16 protein-coding genes are annotated in these 15,492 nt (G+C 59.2%); 7 read left to right on the top strand and 9 right to left on the bottom strand.

All coding sequences use genetic code 11. The features are described 5' to 3' along the window. Positions 1-51: 51 nt before the first annotated feature. The 3 genes from FKG94_RS03590 to FKG94_RS03600 form a co-directional block, all read right to left on the bottom strand. On the bottom strand, positions 52-828 hold the full coding sequence (locus FKG94_RS03590) for an SDR family NAD(P)-dependent oxidoreductase (RefSeq protein ID WP_142902822.1): 777 nt from the start codon (positions 826-828) through the stop codon (positions 52-54). Positions 829-1,004: 176 nt separating this feature from the next. Continuing rightward, positions 1,005-2,168, bottom strand: coding sequence for an acyl-CoA dehydrogenase family protein (locus FKG94_RS03595; protein ID WP_142902823.1), 1,164 nt, complete (start codon positions 2,166-2,168; stop codon positions 1,005-1,007). 400 nt (positions 2,169-2,568) lie between these two features. Next, positions 2,569-3,759 (bottom strand): amino acid aminotransferase, encoded by a 1,191-nt coding sequence (locus FKG94_RS03600; protein ID WP_142902824.1) that lies wholly within the window; start codon positions 3,757-3,759, stop codon positions 2,569-2,571. A 211-nt stretch (positions 3,760-3,970) separates the two neighbouring features. On the opposite strand from FKG94_RS03600, the gene FKG94_RS03605 reads away from it, so the two are divergent. After that, the gene (locus FKG94_RS03605) at positions 3,971-4,441 is read left to right on the top strand and encodes an Lrp/AsnC family transcriptional regulator (protein ID WP_142902825.1); all 471 of its coding nucleotides are present in this window, start codon (positions 3,971-3,973) and stop codon (positions 4,439-4,441) included. Between the two features lie 33 nt (positions 4,442-4,474). Here FKG94_RS03605 and FKG94_RS03610 read toward each other — a convergent pair whose 3' ends face one another. Then, the gene (locus FKG94_RS03610; protein WP_142902826.1) at positions 4,475-5,002 is read right to left on the bottom strand and encodes a shikimate kinase; all 528 of its coding nucleotides are present in this window, start codon (positions 5,000-5,002) and stop codon (positions 4,475-4,477) included. 51 nt (positions 5,003-5,053) lie between these two features. Next, complete coding sequence (locus FKG94_RS03615; protein WP_142902827.1) at positions 5,054-5,785, bottom strand: tetratricopeptide repeat protein; 732 nt, start codon at positions 5,783-5,785, stop codon at positions 5,054-5,056. A 288-nt stretch (positions 5,786-6,073) separates the two neighbouring features. On the opposite strand from FKG94_RS03615, the gene FKG94_RS03620 reads away from it, so the two are divergent. From FKG94_RS03620 to FKG94_RS03630, 4 genes are all read left to right on the top strand, one after another. Beyond that, entirely contained in the window at positions 6,074-6,709 is a 636-nt protein-coding gene (locus FKG94_RS03620; protein ID WP_142902828.1) for a DUF6249 domain-containing protein, read from the top strand. A 5-nt stretch (positions 6,710-6,714) separates the two neighbouring features. Then, a complete protein-coding gene (locus FKG94_RS03625) occupies positions 6,715-7,260 on the top strand; it encodes an RNA polymerase sigma factor (RefSeq protein WP_142902829.1) in 546 nt (181 codons plus the stop codon). Continuing rightward, a complete protein-coding gene (locus tag FKG94_RS28655; RefSeq protein ID WP_179957476.1) occupies positions 7,253-7,672 on the top strand; it encodes a hypothetical protein in 420 nt (139 codons plus the stop codon). Before FKG94_RS03625 ends, FKG94_RS28655 begins: the two co-directional genes overlap by 8 nt. Before the next feature lie 98 nt (positions 7,673-7,770). Further along, positions 7,771-8,571, top strand: a complete 801-nt coding sequence (locus tag FKG94_RS03630) for a head GIN domain-containing protein (RefSeq protein ID WP_179957477.1) — start codon at positions 7,771-7,773, stop codon at positions 8,569-8,571. A gap of 166 nt (positions 8,572-8,737) precedes the next feature. Here FKG94_RS03630 and purU read toward each other — a convergent pair whose 3' ends face one another. The 3 genes from purU to FKG94_RS03645 form a co-directional block, all read right to left on the bottom strand. Next, positions 8,738-9,601: a formyltetrahydrofolate deformylase gene (purU, locus tag FKG94_RS03635; RefSeq protein ID WP_142902831.1), complete on the bottom strand. Its 864-nt coding sequence runs from the start codon at positions 9,599-9,601 to the stop codon at positions 8,738-8,740. 43 nt (positions 9,602-9,644) lie between these two features. Next, a complete protein-coding gene (locus tag FKG94_RS03640; protein WP_179957478.1) occupies positions 9,645-10,625 on the bottom strand; it encodes a fatty acid desaturase family protein in 981 nt (326 codons plus the stop codon). 117 nt (positions 10,626-10,742) lie between these two features. Next, positions 10,743-11,819 (bottom strand): branched-chain amino acid aminotransferase, encoded by a 1,077-nt coding sequence (locus tag FKG94_RS03645; protein WP_142902833.1) that lies wholly within the window; start codon positions 11,817-11,819, stop codon positions 10,743-10,745. A gap of 1,231 nt (positions 11,820-13,050) precedes the next feature. Here FKG94_RS03645 and FKG94_RS03650 point away from each other — a divergent pair. Beyond that, positions 13,051-14,289, top strand: a complete 1,239-nt coding sequence (locus tag FKG94_RS03650) for a tetratricopeptide repeat protein (RefSeq protein ID WP_142902834.1) — start codon at positions 13,051-13,053, stop codon at positions 14,287-14,289. A 20-nt stretch (positions 14,290-14,309) separates the two neighbouring features. On the opposite strand, the gene FKG94_RS28660 is transcribed toward FKG94_RS03650, so the two are convergent. After that, entirely contained in the window at positions 14,310-14,654 is a 345-nt protein-coding gene (locus FKG94_RS28660; RefSeq protein ID WP_179957479.1) for a hypothetical protein, read from the bottom strand. On the opposite strand from FKG94_RS28660, the gene FKG94_RS28665 reads away from it, so the two are divergent. Continuing rightward, positions 14,638-15,486 carry a hypothetical protein gene (locus FKG94_RS28665; protein WP_179957480.1) on the top strand — a complete coding sequence of 283 codons (849 nt, stop codon included), beginning with the start codon at positions 14,638-14,640 and terminating at the stop codon, positions 15,484-15,486. The two genes, FKG94_RS28660 and FKG94_RS28665, sit on opposite strands and share 17 nt — an antisense overlap. Positions 15,487-15,492: the final 6 nt, after the last annotated feature.

A 15,492-nucleotide genomic window follows, 5' to 3' on the forward strand; every position in this document is an offset into this window, starting at 1 on the left:
GCACCCGACAAGGCCCGGACAAAGACTGATGCCGTTGACCATGGCACTCGCTTATCGGGCCTGCATCCGGATACCGCCATCGAGCCGCAGGGTCTCGCCGTTGAGATAAGTGTTGCTGGCTATATGCACCACCAGGCTGCCGAATTCCGCCGGCAATCCCATCCGTTTCGGAAACTGTATGGCGGCAACCAGATTATCCTGCACCTGTTGCGGCGCGGCGCGCATCAACGGCGTTCCCATAATGCCCGGCGCTATGGTGTTGACGCGAATCCCCAGCGTCGCCAGGTCCCGCGCCATCGGCAGCGTCAGGCCGACGATACCGCCCTTGCTGGCGGCGTAGGCACACTGCCCCATCTGTCCCTCGTAGGCGGCAATCGAGGCGGTGTTAATAATCACCCCCCGCTCCCCCGCCTCGCCCTGGGGCGGGTTTTTTGCCATTTGCGCCGCCGCCAGCCGGGCGACATTAAATGTGCCGGTCAGATTGACAGCCAGCGTTTTCTCAAACGCCGCCAGCGGCAGCGGTTCGTTATCGCGGTTCAGCACTTTACCGGCGCTGCCGATACCGGCACAGTTGACACACAGGTGAATGGCACCGAACACATCGACAGTGTCGGCAATTGCTGTGGCCACCGACTGCTCATCGCTGACATCGACCCGCTGGTAACGAACTTTATCCGGCCCCAGCGCCTGCACCGCCTCCTGTGCCAGCTCCTCGTTGAGATCGAAGATGGCGACCTTGACACCCGCCGCCGCCAACTGATCACAGGCGGCCCGACCCAGACCGGACGCGCCGCCGGTTACCACGGCGACTTTGTTCTGTAATTCCATAGAATATCCTCAGCTTCTAAATGACACTCGCTGCATGCGCCTAATGTTGGCTCTTAAGAGGATTTGCACAATTTATCAAACCTCACTTTTTGCCGATCTTAATGAATAGTACCGGGGTAGGTCTGCCCCATCAACGCCGGCATCACAGCCGACACTGGGTTCAAATTAGAAACAGTTTACGGGTAATTGATTTCACTCAAAAGCTGGCGCGCAATGATAATACGCTGCACCTCGCTGGTACCTTCATAGATGGTGGTGATCCGGGCATCGCGGGCCAGGCGCTCGAGCGGATACTCCTTGATATACCCATAGCCCCCCAACATCTGCAGCGCGGCGTAACAGGCCCGGTTGGCTTTTTCCGAGGCAAACAACTTGGCCATCGAAGCCTGTTTGGCAAACGGCAGCCCGCCCTCTTTCAACGCCGCCGCGTTCAGCAACAGCAACCGCGCCGCCTCCATATCGGTGTAGTGGTCCGCCAGCATCCACTGCAACCCCTGAAACTCAGCCAGTGGCTGGCCAAACTGGCGGCGCTCGGTGAGATAGTGTCGGGCATAGTCCAGCGCCGCCCCGCCGAGGCCGAGCGCCAGCGACCCGATGCCGATACGCCCGCCGGCCAATTCGCCCACGGCGATTCGAAACCCCTGCTCCGGCGCGCCGAGCAGCCCCGAAATGGGCACCAGGCAATCCTCGAAATGCACGGTATTGGTGGTCGAAGCTTTCTGACCCATTTTTTCCTCGGCCTTGCCGATCCGCAATCCGGGCGTATCCCGATCGACGAGAAAACAGGAGATGCCTTTACCTTTACGCGCGCTCGGGTCAGTCACCGCCCAGACCACAAAGACGCCGGCATAGGCCGCGCTGGTAATAAACATCTTGCTGCCGTTAAGCCGGTAGTGATCGCCCTCGCACACAGCCGTGGTTTTCATGGCCGCCGGATCACTGCCCGCGTCAGCTTCTGTGAGACAAAAACTACCGGCCGGATATTCACCGCTGCACAGGCGCGGCAAGAACTGTTGCTTCTGGGCGGCATTGCCCACCGCCTGAATCACCTCCGCCACCATGTTGGTCACCGAGACGGTCACCGCGGTGGAGGCACAACCCCGCGCCAGCTCCGTGATGGCGAGGCTGAACGCAATACTGCCCGCCTCGGCACCGCCATAGTCGGCGTCGATGGCCAATCCCATAAAACCCAGCTCAGCCAGTTTGCGCAGATTGCCGGTAAACGCCGTCGGGTTTTCACCGCGATCGAAGCTGGCGGCCAGTGGTTCCAGTTCGGCTGCCGCAAACTGCCGCGCCGTGTCCTGGATCATCTGCTGTTCAGATGTCAGTGTGAAATCCATGTGGTTATCGCTCCTAACGCTTCCATCGATAAAGGTTTTTACCTAAAACGGAATTTGGTGCCCTTGGTCGACACGGTCTCAATCAGGGGGGCGCCTAGCCTACAGTCCTTCGGGACTCGCCGTGAATACCCGCAAGCGGGCCCAGCCCGAAATCATAGATTTCGGGCGTTCCGCGGGGCAAAGCAGCGCTTCGCTGTTTCCCGCTCCACCCCTGTAGGCTCCTCGCCAGCATCCATGCTGGCGAAGGTCCCGAAGGACTGTAGGCTAGGCGCCCCCCTGATCGAGACCTGAGTGCCACCGACGTGAAAATCTTTACAGGTCGAAGCACTACCTTCATCCAAACATCACCCTCAAGCAAAACTACCGCCTTTGAGGTTAGTAAACCCGTCGCACCGGCAGTTCACAAGACCGACATCACCGCACCGGTGACACGGTCGAGGTTGTGCCGACTCAGTCCGGCGATATTGATACGGCTGGAGCTGAGCATATATATGCTAGAAGCCTCCCGTATTTTCTGCACCTGCTCCGGTGCAATACCCAAAAATGAAAACATACCCTGCTGCCTGGCGATAAAATCGAAACGCCCTTCGGCCCCCTTTCGATTGAAGCTCTCTACCAGTTGGCGCCGCAGTTCGTTGATACGATCGCGCATTGCACCAAGCTCATCGGTCCACTGCCGGCGCAGCTCGACGTCGTTCAGGATAATATCCACAATGGCACCGCCGTGGGACGGCGGCATGGAATAGATACCGCGGATAACGCTGATCAACTGGCTGCGGGCGGCGCTCGCCTGCTGCGTATCGCTCGCCACCAGGGTGACCGATCCCACCCGCTCCCGGTAGAGACCGAAATTCTTCGAACAGGAACTGGCGACAAACAACTCCGGCACGGTGTCCGCGCACACGCGAATACCATCGGCGTCCTCGTCGAGCCCCCGGGCAAAACCCTGGTAGGCGATGTCGATAAACGGGGTAAGACCGCGTTTGACGGCCAGGGTCGCCACCGCCTGCCACTGCTCCGGCGTCAGGTCGGCGCCGCAGGGGTTGTGGCAGCAGCCGTGCAGCAACACCAGGTCGCCGGCCTCGGCCCGCTCCAGGGTAGCCATCATCTCATCGAAACGAATGCTGTTGGTGTTGCGATCGTAATAAGGATATTCGCGAATGGTAATTCCGGCATCCCCCAACAGGGGCACGTGATTGGCCCAGGTGGGATCGCTGACCCAGATGGTGGCGGCATCATTGCAGCGGCCGATCAATTCCGCGGCCACCCGCAGCGCGCCACAACCGCCAGGTGTCTGTACCGTGACCACCCGCCCGTCCCGCACTGCAGCGTGCTCCGATCCGAACAGCAGCGTCTGGGTGGCACTGACAAACCCCTCGGTGCCGGCGGGACCAATGTAGGCCTTGGTCGCCTCGGCTTCATGGTGGCGCTGTTGCGCCGCCTTGACACTGGCGAGTATCGGGGTGCGCCCCTGCTCGTCGCGATAGACACCGACGCCGAGGTCGACTTTGTTCGGGTTGGGGTCCTGCTGATGGAGCGCCATCAGACCGAGAATGGGATCGGCGGGCAGCACGTCTAACTGTTCGAACATATCGGGTCCTCTTGCTGTTCTCTTTTTACTGATCTCTGCAATGGGTTTGGGATACCGGGCAGGTCAGCGATTATAGCGCCGAATTTAGCTGACATGTAATTTAATTACCCGCTCCCGCACCGGCGGCAACCGCCTCAGCCGATAGTTGCGCTTTTTTGGAAATGCCGGCTAAGATTAGGATACAACCCTCACAATACTTGAGATATTTAGGATGAAATCCCCTGTTGAGCTGGACGAATTCGACCGCAAAATTCTGCGTGCCCTGCAGGACAGTGCCGACTATTCCATGGCCGAGTTGGGAGAGAAAGTCGGCCTCTCCCACACACCCTGCTGGCGGCGCATCAAGCGCCTGGAGGCCGAAGGCGTCATCCAGGGCAGGGTCACCCTGCTGAGCCCGGCAAAACTCAACCTCGGGGTGTCGGTACATGCTTACGTTACGATTAAAAGCCACGACGAAGCGTCGCTCAACGCGTTCGAGTCAGCGGTACACAACATCGATGAAATTGTCGAGTGCTACTCCACCACGGGGGAGCGCGACTATATGCTGCGCATCGTGGTCGACAGTGTCGACCAGTATGAAAAGCTGTTGAAGGGCACCATCGTCCACCTGCCCAACGTAGCCTCGGTGAATTCGACTTTCGCGCTGAAACAGGTCAAATATACGACCCAGTTGCCGCTGTAGTTGCGGGCAGTTACCGACCTCTTTCCGGCGTTATCAGAAACGGGCAAGCGCCCGGATAATCTCACCGATAATTCGCTCCGGCGTCTTGTCGTGACAGTCGACGACAATATCGGCGTGCTGTAGATACAGCGTCCGGCGCTCGGCGAACAGCGCCTCAAACGTCTGCCCCGGCCGCCGCGCGATGCCGCGCTCGGCGTAGTTGTGAATGCGCCGCTGCAAATCCGCCAGCGGCAGGTCCAGAAACACCGCCACACCATACTGCTTCAAATGCTGCATGCCCGCGTCGCTGTATACCGCGCTGCCGCCGGTGGCCACCACGTGAGCGGGCAAATGGGCGTCGAGCAGCGCCGCCTCCTCAATCTGGCGCAAATGCAGATAGTCTGCGCCGTCCATAATACTCTGCAGGGTCCGACCCTCGCGCACCTGAATCAGCACATCCGTATCGACAAAGTCTTTGGCCAATTCCTTGGCCAACATCACCCCAATGGTGCTCTTGCCCGCACCCGGCATGCCGATTAACACCACGCTACCCGCTGTTTTCTCTGCGCCTTTTGCCGCCATAACCGCTTTGCTACCCCCGATTGTTGCCAACTGCCTCTGCCACCCGTGCCCTTACGTCTCGCGCCGGGCAATATCAATCCACTGTTTGTGCAGGCGGCTATAGTGCTTGGGGGAGCGCCGCGCGGTCAACTTGATATCCTCGAAAAGGCTGGCGGCCAAGCTCAACTTACCCTGCCTCTTCAACAACAGCGCATAACGGCACTTGGCCTCGGGGCCGGGGTAGTACTGGGCCAGCGTCTCGTACTCGTGCAGGGCGCGGTCCACTTCGCCGAGGGACTCCTGCGCCCGCGCGTACAACAGGTGGCCGTCGGCGGATTTGAATTCCGGGTGCTGTTCGATCAATTGGTCCAGCGTGGTTACCGTATCGGCGAAGTGACTCGCGGCAAACTGGGCGCGCGCCAGGCCCAGCATCAATTTGGGGTCGAACTCGAACAGCCCGTGCATGGCGTCGCGGTAGGCCTGTATCGCCTCGTCATAGTGGCCCTTTTCCACACACTGTTCGGCAAACTCGATGACATTGTCGACATTGTTGGAAACCTGCAGGCGGTCGGTGGATTCACGCAACTGGCGATCGGGGTCGAGCTTATCGATCACAAACCGGTTGGCCCGGCGTGCAGTCCGGGAGTGGCGCAGTTCCGGCAATACCTCCGCCAGAATATAGGCCACACAGCCAATCATGGGCGCCAGCACGATAAAGTACAGCCATTTATTATCGCGTCCGGTTCTGACCGCGTGCACGGCGCAGGCGACTTGTAAGACAATCGTTAAAATAAATAATGGCATATCCCTATCACCTTTATCATCGCGCTGGCCGGAGCGGGATATTGTAGAGGGAGTCTGTATGGAAAACTACCGTCCGGCCGAGAATGGTGCCAGGAACACGTTATTCCCCTCTGCCATTGCCCCCTCCCTGGCAACGCAGATAGACTCGCGCTACCCTTGCCAAGATAGGGCTTTTTGCCGCCAGACCCTAAAAGAATTCAAGAGCCGTGAATCCAAACACCACCCCCACCGCGTCATAACCCAATGACTCGAGCCGCCCTCACGTTTTGACCAGCGGAATATAGACTTATGCAGCGATTGAAGACCTTTCTCACCACCACCACCCTGTATCTGCTACTGGCCCTGGCGACGGCCGGCCAGGCGGCGGCAGACGGTGCCAATAACGACCCCGATAACAGCGAGACAGTGACCTTGAGGGTCATGGAGAAATTACAGCAGCGGGGGCTGGTGGATGCACAGCAAGTCGAGGCCGCCAGGGAACAGGCGCGGAAAACCGCCGCCAGCCAGCCACCGGAGAGCACGGCGGACAGCGCCGCCGCACTCTACGCCATTGCCGCCGAATACAGACTCGAAGCCATTCTCGCCGCCATCACCGTGGTCGCGCTACTCAGTACGCCGGTATTGATCGTGGGGCTGGTCAGCATCAACCAGCACCGGCGCCGCAAACTGCTACACGACAATATCAACAAGATGATCGAAAAGGGCAGAGAGCTGCCGCCGGAACTGTTCGACCATCTGGAAAGCCGCCCCAGGCACCGGGAAACCGGCGTGAAATATATGGCCGTGGGACTCGGCACCGCTATCAGCTTGGCGATTATCGATGACCTCGCACTCGGCAGCCTGGGGCTGATTCCGCTGTTTCTCGGACTGGCCCACCTGCTGATCTGGAAGCTGAATCAACCGCCAGCCGGCACCGCACCCTGACACCCATGACAGTCAGTGACCTGGACCTGGTGCGACGCACGCAGCAACACCGCGACCACTACGCCTACTCGCAACTGGTGCGCCGCTATCAGTCGCGCCTGCGCACGTCGCTGCGGGGCTGGTGTCGCGGCGATCACGCCCTGGCGGAGGACCTGGCGCAGGAGGCATTTATCAAAGCTTACCAGGCGCTCGGGAATTTCCGCGGCGAGGCACAGTTCGGCACCTGGCTCTATCGCATCGCCTACAATGTGATGGTGAGTCAGCGCCGCAAACAGGCAACCGGCACCGGCGACACGGCCAGTGAGTTGCCCGAGGTACCCACCGAACCGCAGCGGGCCGATATCGCCCGCGATCTGGACACGGCCATGGCACAGTTGTCAGAACCCCAGCGGGTGGCCATCCATCTTTGCCTGCAGCGGGGTTTTTCACACCAGGAGGCGGCGCAAATCATGGACATTCCGCTCGGTTCGGTAAAAACTCACGTATTGAGAGGCAAGCAGAAACTGCAATCATTATTGGCTCCCTGGCGGGAGGTTGAATCCCATGTCTGAAAACGAAAAGTTTGAGAACAAACAGCCTGAAACCGAGAAGCTGGAAAATGAAAAAACCGAAAACGAACCCTGTAGCCGTGAGATACCCGCCGATGCGGCTTTCGATCGGTGGCTCGGCGACCAGTTGGAGCGCGGCGAAACCTATCTCGACGACAACGGCTTTACCGATACCGTCATGGCCCGCCTGCCCGGTGCGCGCCTGGGTGATAAAGCCGCGGCATTGATTCTCACCCTGACGCTGTTGATCACCTCGGCCGCGGTGCTATGGCAGTTACCGGTCCTGGGTATCCTGATCGATATCGGCATATCCCTGTCATTGCTGAGCGACACCTTCACCATCGGCGGCACACTGGCTTTTATCCTGCTCAGCAGTGGTCTGGGTATCTGGGCGCTAAAGCGAGACAGCGCGTAAGCCGGACTTTTTTTTCATCGGGTGAATCCAAATGCAAGTCCACCGGCGTCTATCCTGACACCAACACAACGATTCACTCTATTGAAAGGACTACTACCATGGCCTCGACCAATACTTCCCATTGCGGGTGGCAACGCATTTTACTGGCAGCGTTGACCCTTGCCTTCACCACGCTGTTCGCCCACGCATCCACCACCGAAACCCGTGACCTGAGCGGATTTACCGCCGTCAAAATGCTGGCCGCGGGCAACGTCAGCGTCAACGAGGGCGCGAATTTCGAAGTCACCGTGACCGGCCCCGCCGAGTTGCTGGACAGCGTCAAAACCCAGGTGCGGAACAAAACCCTGGATATTGCCATCGACAACAACGGGTCCGGCAACAAAAACATCGACGACTTACACATTGATGTCACCATGCCGCGCATCGATGGTATTCATTTGACCGGCGCCGGCGATATCGCGGTGGGACCGCTGGTCACCGTCGATCTCTCGGTGTCCATTACCGGCTCCGGTGACATCGTCATGGAAAGTGTCACCGCCCAGAATTTGTCCGTGGCCATCAAGGGATCGGGCGATATTGACATCGCCCAAGTCGAGGCCATCAACTCGGCCGCCACCATCAGCGGCAGCGGCGACATTGGGGTGAGCGGCGAAGTAAAGAACCAGCAAATCAATATTGCCGGTTCCGGCAGCTTCGACGGCGCCAACCTGAGCGCGAAAAACGTGAGGGGCTCCATCATGGGATCGGGGGACATAGAGATGGGTCGGGCCGAGCGGCGCGATATTCGCAAAACCGGCTCGGGCAGGGTAAGCTTCAGCAGCGATGGCGAAACCCTGTCGAGCCTGAGCCGCGATCACTACCTATTTGCCCTGCCGGAGGGGCGGCGCTTGCTCCGGTAAATTGTCTGGTGCTTCGACCAGAGAATACTCTCCCTCGTTGGCACTGAGGTCTCGATCCGGGGGGGGCCTAGCCCGTATCCCGAGGGGCTAGCCCCCCCGGATCGAGACCGTGTCAGCTAAGGAAACCAAAACCCGTTTTAGGTGAAAAACTTTATTTGTCGAAGCACTAGCGGTTGAACACTACCGTTTTATTACCGTTTAACAACACCCGGTGCTCGGCGTGCCAGCGCACGGCGCGGTTGAGTACCACAGCCTCGGTGTCCCGGCCGATTTCCACCAGCTCCTGCGGCGTATCGGCATGGGATACCCGCTCCACCGCCTGCTCGATAATCGGGCCTTCATCCAACTCCGCCGTCACATAATGGGCCGTTGCGCCGATCAGTTTCACCCCGCGATCAAAGGCCTGATGGTAAGGTTTGGCCCCTTTGAACCCCGGCAGAAAAGAGTGATGAATGTTAATGGCACGACCGGCGAGCTGCTGGCATAAACCGTTGGAGAGAATCTGCATGTAGCGCGCCAGCACCAGGAAATCACTGCCGGTGCGCTCCAGCAGTGCCAGCACCTGCGCTTCCTGCTCAGCCTTGTTGGCAGCCGTAACCGGCAGGTGGTGAAACGGTACGCCGTACCACTCGGTCAGCGAGCGCATATCCTGGTGATTGGAAAACACCCCCACCAGTTCCACCGGCAGGGTGCCGCGCTTCCAACTGTTTAACAGATTATTGAGACAGTGCCCCCACTGCGACACAGCAACCAGCATACGCGGCTTGTATACCCGGTCGTAGAGTTCCCAGTTCATGCCATAACGCTCGGCCACCGACAAAAATGCCGCTTTCACGGCTGCCAGTTGTTTCGGTCCCTCGACCGACTCCAGCACCGTGCGCATAAAAAAGCGGCCGGTCGACACATCTTCATACTGGGAGGATTCACGGATATTGAAACCCTGCAAGGTAAACAGACCGGCCACGGCAGCGACGATACCCGGCTGATCCCGGCAACTGAATTTCAGCACCAAATCGCTGACACCTGACATACTCGACCCACGCAGCTCGCCAAAAAGGCGCTATCTTACACCATTACGGGGTTCGAATAATGGCCTCAGGCGCGCCCACCATGGCCCGGTAAACATCCGCGTAGCTGTTGGCCACCGGTGTGTCCGCCAGCACTCCCTTGGCAGTCAGGAAGCGGTGCAGCGCCGCCAGCCGGTAGGGAGGCACCCCGGGCGCCCAGTGGTGTTCCATATGATAGTTGACGTGGTTGGGGGCAAACGTCAGCCGCTCCAGCCAATTCACATGGGTGGTACGGGCGTGCAGGCGCGGGTCGCGATCCAGCAGATCGGGGACATTGGCGTGCTCGGCGGCATTGCGCATACGCGCGAAAAACATGAACAACGTCAGATAGGCCAGCACCCACAAGCCGAAGAGATAGCCGTGCCCGGTGCTGTACAGCAGAACCCAGAGCCCGACATTGACCAGCACCGGCGCCCACAGGTTGCGCGCTAAATTGCCCATAATCGCCAGCGGTCCCGGCCGTTTGCGGGCACGGTGATGCTGGTAGGACATATCGTACTCGAGCAACCCCGCGTGCATTAACAGCACTGCATAAAACGTCTTCAACCCCGTATAGCCCACCAGGTCGCGCAACGTTTTGCGCACTACACTCATTTTGGTGACGGGGTAATTCTTGTAGTTGGGATAATCGGGATCGGCCGTGGTGCCGGCGTCGCGGTGGTGGCGCATGTGGTAGCGCCGGTAGCCGTCGAGATCGGCAAACACCGGGGCGGCACACAGCCACTTGCCCACCCACTGGTTCAGGCCGCGGGAGCGAAACAGCGCCTGGTGTGAGCAGTCGTGCATCAGTACGCTGATACCGAGTTGGCGGTTAGCCAGCACAATCACAGCCACCAGACAGGTCAGCAGGTTGGGCCAGAATGCGACCAGTGCAAACGCGGCGGCAATCAAGCCCCAGTTGCACACCAGCAGCCACAGGCCCCAGGCATCGGACTTCTGCAGGAAAGGCTCAAGCTCTTCCCGCGTCAGCAGCTTACGAAAGTCCATGTTCATCGCCCCTTATCGGTTATTTGCCGTCAATTACTTGTCGATATGCTAGATCAGAACGCCGCGACGGGTTAGCCCGTATCAGCCATTCGCTCTACACTTTCGGCCAGGTAGCGGTCAGGGATAGCACTCGGGCGGTATCGGGCTCATCCAATCGAAGCGGTCACTGCCGCGGCCCTCCTGGATATCCAGCAGCGCCTGGCGCAACTGCCGGGCCACGGGTCCCGGGGTGTCGGGCAGTTCGTAGACCTGGCCGTCGGCATCGCCGAGAACGCTGATGGGACTGACAATGGTGGCCGTGCCGCAGGCAAAAGCCTCGGTGCAGGTGCCGGACTTTATCAGCGCCAGCAGATCGTCAATGTCCATCGGGCGTTCGTGTACGGTGATATCGAGTGCCCGCGCGAGCTGTATCAGCGAATCGCGGGTGACGCCCGGCAGAATCGACCCGCTCAGGGCGGGCGTGTGCAGCTCGCCTTCCATCACCGCAAAAAAATTCATTCCCGACAACTCTTCGATATGGCGGCGATCGGAGGGATGCAGCCACAGGGTCTGGTCAAACCCCTTGGCCAGTGTGGCCTGCACCGACTGCAGCGACGCCGCGTAGTTGCCGCCGACTTTCTCCGCCCCGGTGCCGCCCACCGCAGCCCGGGAGTCGTTGCGCTCGACCAGTACCCGCATACTGCCGCTGTGGTAGACCTCCGACGGACTGGCGATTACCAAAAAGCTGTAGCTGTTGGCGGCGGCCACCGATAAATCCGGCTGGGTGCCGAACATAAACGGCCGCAGATACAGCGACTGCCCGCTGTTGCGCGGAATGAAGTCTTCACAGTAGGCGGTAACCGTCTGCACCGCCTGCATAAAAATATCACGCGGAATATCCGGCATACACAGGCGCCGGGCCGACAAATTCATCCGCTCCCAGTTCATTTGCGGTCGAAACAGGGCAGCCCGGTCGCGATCGACCCGATAGGCCTTCAGGCCCTCGAAAATCTCCTGTGCGTAATGTAAGACCTTGGCTGCGGGGTCTATTTGCAGCGGACCGTAAGGCATCAGCTCGGCGTCCCACCAGCGGCCGTCCTGGTATTGACAGCGGTACATGACCGGCGCCATCAAGACACCGAAACCGAGCCGTTGCGGCATTTCGAATGCGGCCAGGGCATCTGCAACACCGGTGTCAACGTGAATACTTCTCATTTTTCTCTCCTTTATCTTCTCTTTCTGAGATGGCGCTTGTTACAACATTCTGTGCGCCTAAAAACAATAGACGAACCTGTTAGTGTCGGCTCAAGCCGACCAATCTTTTCGCTATAAGCCAATCGCCACCCGACCTCGGGAACAGCGGAATCTCTATACTGATTTGCGATATCCAAATTCATTCTTATCTTCTTTTCATCTAATTAATATCAGGCAATTCCACAAGCTGGCCTGCGGTAACACCAAACCTTCGCAGCGGCGCACCACCCGGCACAGTTTTCGTCCCGCCGGAGCGGCAGCGGCCGGAAAAGCGGGAATCTGACACAGCATAATCGAAGCGGACTTGGCTATACTTGATGACATCGTTTTCTGTTGCGTGTCCATGTGTTTGCCTTGTGTCTAGGGCGCCGGTGGGGCGCCGGGCCGCCAGTCCCGGTTATTTCGCCAAACCGCTATTTTTGCTCGTCAAACTGTCAAACATGGCACGTATATTGAGTCTCTGTACGCTGGACCTATAGGCTATTTTCAGCCTGACGGGGCCATTGTAGAGTGCCGATCACGCAGTGTAGAGTGTCAATCTTGTAGAGTATCCATATAGGCATTCAATATGGCTGGCCAACCTGGGTAAGATAGACCGGAGACCCGGCAGATATATTGGCGAGCGCAACGGCAGAACAGAGACAGCAGTACTGGAGCAGGTCTTGGAGACAGTACCGCACACAGCACCGGAAATTTATGAGTTGTAAGGCAGCGTTCGTCCCAATTTATTGAGTTAACTGCAACCTTATCAGTCTTATACAGTATCAGGGTATGGGGACGCAGAGCCTGACCAAAGGGCGAATGTCAGTCTAAGTGAGTTTTCACTAACATCGAACCAGTTTATTGCCGGCACGCAGGGCAGTTGGAAGTACAGGGCGTGCAGGTGTCAAGGAGGCAAGGAACCCAGCGCATAGAATGGGCTCTAACCTTAGTTGTTGGGTCTTGTGTGTCAATCACTGAATAAAAACGCGGTTCAACTGTGCATACTCTAAATTGTTGTCGTTACTTCGATCGGGCTTACGCTGACATCAAGCACCTGGGTCGTAGCTGTTTGGGTCACAGGTTCCGGGGTAACAGGCTCCCCCAACCCAGCTATGGAAATCTCCACGACGCCTCCCGCGAAAACTCGGCCCCCGGCCGACAGCGGACCAAATCCTATACCGCTATCTGTCTGATTGCCGGACTTCCCCTTATGGCCGGCGCCCAGTCCCAGGGATCGGCGGTCACAGACTATCTGATCAGCCCCGGCGAAAAGGGCGAGGGCAGCAGCATCGCACGTATCGTCAGCGAGGAGGATACGAGGCCCAAAGTTCGCTCCACCAACGACTATCAGCTCGAAATCGATCGGGTCGAGACCGAACAGGGTGCCTATGGCAGCCAGTTGTCGGAACACCTGGTGGGCCTGGGTATCACCTATCAGACCGAGGGCGAACACGACGATGCCATCGAGGCGTTTAAGCGCGCCATGCATGTCAACCGGGTCAACGAAGGACTCTACAGCCTCAGCCAGGTACCCATCCTGGAGCGCCTGATCGAGAGCCACGTGGCGCGCGGTCAGTGGAGCGAGGCTAACGACCGCCATCAATACCTCTACTGGCTGCACCGCCGCAACTTCGGTACCGAGGACCCGCGCATGCTGCCGGTGATCGACAAATTGAGCGCCTGGCACCTGAATGCCTACGCCCTGGATATGGGGGCGGGCCTGTTCAACCATCTGATCAGCGCCCACAAGTTGTTCAATCTGGCGGTGGACATCATCGACACCAACTACGGCAAAAATGACCTGCGGCTGATCGACGCACTGCGCGGCATCACCGTCTCCAATTATTACCTTGCCACCTACAAGGGCGAAACCGAACCCAGCTTTCAACTGCGCGCCGGCAGCGAACCCACCAGCGCCGAGCAGAAAGCGCGCCTCGACCAGTACATTACCAACAGCTACAACAGCGGCAAGCGGGCCATCAGCCGCATGGTAAATGTCTACGCCAACAACCCCGACTCCCCGCCCTGGGCCGAGGCCAAAGCCAAGGTGGAACTCGGCGACTGGTACCTGTTGTTCAACAAGTGGCAGTCGGCGCTGGCAATTTACCAGGAGTCCCACGATGCGCTCAGGGACGGCAATATCGACCAGACCCAGATCGACCTGTTGTTCGGACAACCGGTGGCATTGCCCGACTTGCCCTTGGTCGATTCCTCAGTAGTGGAGGAGGATGAAGAGAACCAACCCTATGTCTTGGTGTCATTTGATGTAACCCCTTACGGCAGAGCACGAAATGTGGCCATAATAGAATCTATGCCGGAAGACAATGTGCGTATTCGCTCACGGGTACGCAAGGCACTGAAGTTGGCAAAATTTCGACCCCGATTTGAAAACGGGTCACCGACGCTGACGACGGGAATGACCCACAGATACTTATTTGCCGACGACTGACAACCACCCCAGGCGAGGGATTACCGGGGTTGAAGGGTCGGCTGACCATTAGAGACGCAACACTCTAAGGAAGGTGGAAAGATGAAGACCGTAAAAGTGATACCCCTGGTAGCGGCCCTGGCACTGTCGGCGGCGGCCCTGCAAGGCTGCAAGACACAACAGACGCAGCAGCAGAGCATGCCGCAGCCACCCTCGCCGTCGAGTTCCAGCTCGTCTTCCAGCAGCTCGTCCTCGAGTAGTTCTTCGTCCAGCAGTTCTTCGTCCAGCAGTTCTTCGTCCAGCAGTTCTTCGTCGAGCAGTTCAGGCCAGCAGTCCGGGTCTCCGAGTTCGGGCATGCCCTCTTCCGGTATGCCATCTTCGGGCATGCCCTCCACCGGCGGCCTGCCGAGTGCCGGCCTGCCCTCTTCCGGCATGCCCGGTATGCCGAGTATTCCGAGCGGTTCGTCACGGGGCGAGCAGGGCGACAGCCGCGCCGACGGGCGCCGCTCCGGCGAGCGTGACCGCGGCCGCACCGCCGATGGCGGCGCCACCGCCGAAAGCGGTGAACGCAGCGATGGCGAGCAGGTCTCCTACGGCGACTCGAATCAACCTTCCGAAGACATCAGCAGCGGCGAGCAGGGCCGCGACAGCGGCGATATCGATTTCTCTGAGGAGGAGTCCGGTGGCGGCCAGAGCAGCGCCAGCGATCAGTCCCAGGGCGGCCAATCCGGCGGCTCCCTTCCCAACGAAGCTGCCGCCACCGCGGCTGAGCGGGCCGCCGAACTGGAAGGCGAACTGGACGATTCCATCGCCAGCTACGACGGTATGATCCTGCGCGAGCGCGGCTATATCCTCAATCGCGGCAACCAGCAGGGCAGCGAAGAAGACCTGGAGCCGGCCGGCGGCGGCGGGGTCCCCTACGATGAGGGCGGCGACGGCGATCAGCCCCCGTTTGGCGGCGGCGCACCGGGCGGTGCTCCGCCCCGCTACGACTCCGACTCCGCCGGCGGCGGCTACGGCCCGGACTCGGCCCCCAAACGCTCGGGCGACTACCAGCACGACAATCAAACCGCGCCGCCACCACCGGACATCCCGGACGGTAGCGATGACGATGTCGTGGCCCGGCAGATTCGCGAGGCGGCCATGCGCGAGACCGATCCGGTGTTGAGGGAAAAACTCTGGGAGGAATACCGCAAATACAAGAATCAAAGCCAATAGGATTGA

The sequence above is a fragment of the Exilibacterium tricleocarpae genome (assembly GCF_007004655.1).
Lineage (GTDB): Bacteria > Pseudomonadota > Gammaproteobacteria > Pseudomonadales > Cellvibrionaceae > Exilibacterium > Exilibacterium tricleocarpae.